The following is a 3,275-nucleotide window of genomic DNA, read 5'->3' on the forward strand; positions in this document are numbered from 1 at the left end:
GGCGCATGACATGGCTTTGGTTGTAGGTGCGTGCCGCAGGCAGAGTGGTCATGATCGTTTCCCGGTTGTCAGTCGAGCGTCGCGAGGTATCGCATCGCGTTGATGCCCGGAAGGAAGAAGTACGCCCCGCCGGTCAACGTCGTGAAAGCAGGAAGCCCCTTGAGAACTCGCCGGATTGGCCGTTTGGGTATCTTGAACTCCATTGTGCCGTCCTGTGTTCCACAGATGGGATCGTGCTCGTTGACGAGTTCGTGGAACGTGCGGTCGTTGATCCAGACGTTCTGGGCGAATTCAAACTGCCGGATCAGGCTGGCGCAGATGATGAATGCCGCGATGCCGCGGTCCATCCCGTCGTCGGGCGCACCTTCGGGAAGCGCCGGCCCATAGGTGGCGCCGCGGCGAATCATCCGCCGCCGGTTCATGTTGGGCGCGGTGTCCCGCGGGTTGAGCCGCCGGGCGTGCGCACCTAACGGACAGGCATATCCGAGCGGGTCCATCTCCTTGTAGTTGAAGTCGTTGTTGCGCATAGGGTCCGCGCCCAGCGCCGGGTCATCTCTGTCCGGCGCGAGCACCAGCGGGGCGCCGCTGCGCCAGCGGCCCATGAATTTCGCCGCCAACAACTCCTCGTCGTCCGGTGTGCGGGCCTGCGCGCGGATGTAGTCGCGGAACAACGCCACGTGTTCCTGCAGCCGTCGGTACGCCGCGTAGGTCCCGTTGCGTGAGAGCACCGCCGGTTGGGGCGAATTGGCCACCGGGCCAATCTCGTCGGGATAGCCGAGGATGAACTCCCCGGCCTTCAGCGGTGCCCCCGAGCCGGGTGTGGGCTCCTCGCCCGATCCTTCGATCACCGGCTGCGACAAGCGATCCCGGAAGCCGAAGTGGTCGTGGGCGTAGTTGAACGGCGGTGTCGCATTCAGATCCAGATACGACAGCCGGCGCACGCCGGGACACCTTTGCACCAGGTCGTCGTGGGCCCGGGTGGCGCGGGCGTGCTCGTCGTCGTCGCGCGCGAACAGGATCGCAATCGCGTGCAGGTCGTCGCCGGCCAATCCCCCGATCCAGTTGTCGGGGTGGTTGCGGCCGGTGTCGCCGAGGATGTCGGCTCGGGCGGCCATCCCCTGCCGGAACTCTTCCGGCCAGGTCGCGAGGGCTTCCCCGGGCACCCCGAGCGCCCGAAGGCCGTTCCAGGTGAAACCCAGCGTGACCCAGCGCTTGGTTTCGTCCATGGTGTCTCGCGCCGACGCGGCGGATTCCACGACGTCGACCAATTCGGACAGCCATGCCCGGCCGGCCGCCGGAGTGTCGAACGAGAGAAACTCGTAACGTCCGGTCAGCGCCGGGGTTCGGGTCAGCAGGATGTGCTGGATGTCGTCGAGCTCAAGCATCGGAAAGCTCCGGCCGTCATTGCATTTGATCCAGCATCGTTTGGAACGCGGCTTTCAGCCGTAGCGCCTTCTTGATCTCGTCACCGGTGACATAGGGGTACTCCCCGTATTCCAGAAAGCTCGGGCACTGGTGCTCGCGGACGTACTTGACGAAGGACTCGGGGTTTTCCCGCCAGTCTTCGGGGAAGCCCTCGAGGTTGGTGAAGACGGTGGTAATCCCGGTCTGGCTGAACAATTGCACCGCATCCTCGGTGTACTTGTCGAAGTCTGTGTCGAAGATGCCCTGGTACTGGAAGTGCAGCCCGGATCCGACATCGAAGAGCAGCCAGCGCAGGTAATGCAGCCGGAGCGGCGCCAGCACTTCGGGATTGGCCTTGATGGCTTCCTCGAGCTGCTTGCCGTGGGCACGCACGGCTTCTTCGCGGCCTTCCTTGACCTTGGCGATGATGGAAAAGCCGTAGCAAGCGGGCGTGCGGGGATAAATCGGCCCGTAGCGACCGCGTTCGAGCTCGAAATAGCCTTCCTTGGGGATGGCCAGGGCCGCGGGTTTGCTCCACTCGTCTTCCGCCATCGTCGCTCCAAAGTCAGCCGGTGCGCCGGACGCTACCACCTGACTTGGCCCACGCAACCCGGATTGACGGATGGGCGGCCATCGAGCCAGTCGGCCCCGAATCGTCGGGCCGGTGGGGGCGCAATCATCGGAAACCGGGCCGATATAGTGGATCTCACCGTAATGCTGAGCAAACAGCATTGACATTCGTCGCCGTCAAAATTAGAAGTGATCGCCTCGCGAGACCGCAGGCTGCGCAAACGGTACGGGGTAAGCCTGCAACCGGTCTCGACGCATGAGGGCGACATTCAGTGACCAATTTTGACGATCTGACCCTGCTCACCGACGTTCTGCGCACCATCTATTCGGCCGATGCCGGGGAGTTTCCCCAGGTGCTCGACGACCTGACCAGGGCGGCCGCGCGCTGGGTGCCGGGGGCGCAGGAAGCGGGAATCACCGTCACCAGCCGGCAGAACGAGGTCAGCACACCATCGGTGACGCACGACTGCGCCCGGTTGCTCGACGAGTTCCAGCAGCGCCACCTGGAGGGACCTTGCGTTCACGCGGCGTGGACCCGCAAAGTCGTCATTGTCGATGACCTCGATACCGACTCGCGCTGGCCGAAGTACCAGGCGGACGCGCTCGCGCACACGCCGATTCGCAGCGTTCTATCGCTGCCGATGTTCACCGACGAGCTGAGCATGGGAGCGCTGAACTTCTACGCCGAACGCCCGCATGCCTTCTCCGACGACTCCCGCCGGGTTGCCGCCATCTTCGCGACGCTGGGCGCCCTGGCCTGGAGCAACGTGGTGCGCACACAGCAGTTCAAGGAAGCCCTGAGCACCCGCGACACGATCGGACAGGCCAAAGGCATTCTCATGGAGCGCTATGACCTGGACGACCAGACGGCCTTCAACACCCTGATCAAGCTGTCGCAGAGCATGAACACCCCGCTGCGAGACATCGCACGCCGGGTGATCGAGGATGCGACTGGGCGGTGAGGAACCGCCGGCAGCGTCCGTCAGATCCGGACCGAACATGCTGCGCCCCTGGGGATCTCGCGAGCCCGCCGGACCGCTGCTAGGCTTCCCGCTCCGATTCCAGCCGCAGCGGGCCGGGATGGGGCGCCACCCCGTGGGTGCGCCGCGGACCCCGCACCGGAATGGCCGCGACCCGGGTCCAGCTCTGCAACTGGGTGCGCCCCACCAGACGGCAATGGTGGGTGGTGGCCAATCGGCGAGCGGCCTTGGTGAAGGACTGGTTGGTCACCACCACCGTCCGGTTACAGCCGTGCTGCAGCGCCCCGGACACGACCTGCTGGACCGCGGCAACGCCGACGG

At 65.1% G+C, this 3,275-nt stretch carries 4 protein-coding genes; 1 reads left to right on the forward strand and 3 read right to left on the reverse strand.

Annotated elements, in window-relative coordinates; translation table 11 throughout:
• Positions 1-68: 68 nt before the first annotated feature.
• Both A5625_RS01095 and A5625_RS01100 read right to left on the reverse strand, forming a co-directional pair.
• A complete protein-coding gene (locus A5625_RS01095; protein ID WP_066988540.1) occupies positions 69-1,385 on the reverse strand; it encodes a peroxidase in 1,317 nt (438 codons plus the stop codon).
• A 16-nt stretch (positions 1,386-1,401) separates the two neighbouring features.
• Positions 1,402-1,956, reverse strand: coding sequence for a hypothetical protein (locus A5625_RS01100; protein WP_066988542.1), 555 nt, complete (start codon positions 1,954-1,956; stop codon positions 1,402-1,404).
• A 290-nt stretch (positions 1,957-2,246) separates the two neighbouring features.
• On the opposite strand from A5625_RS01100, the gene A5625_RS01105 reads away from it, so the two are divergent.
• Positions 2,247-2,936: a GAF and ANTAR domain-containing protein gene (locus A5625_RS01105; RefSeq protein ID WP_066988541.1), complete on the forward strand. Its 690-nt coding sequence runs from the start codon at positions 2,247-2,249 to the stop codon at positions 2,934-2,936.
• 79 nt (positions 2,937-3,015) lie between these two features.
• On the opposite strand, the gene A5625_RS01110 is transcribed toward A5625_RS01105, so the two are convergent.
• A partial coding sequence (locus A5625_RS01110; protein WP_197515908.1) for a restriction endonuclease occupies positions 3,016-3,275 on the reverse strand: 260 nt, incomplete at its 5' end.

Origin of the sequence: Mycobacterium sp. 1465703.0 (assembly GCF_001672975.1) — a bacterium.
GTDB lineage: Bacteria > Actinomycetota > Actinomycetes > Mycobacteriales > Mycobacteriaceae > Mycobacterium.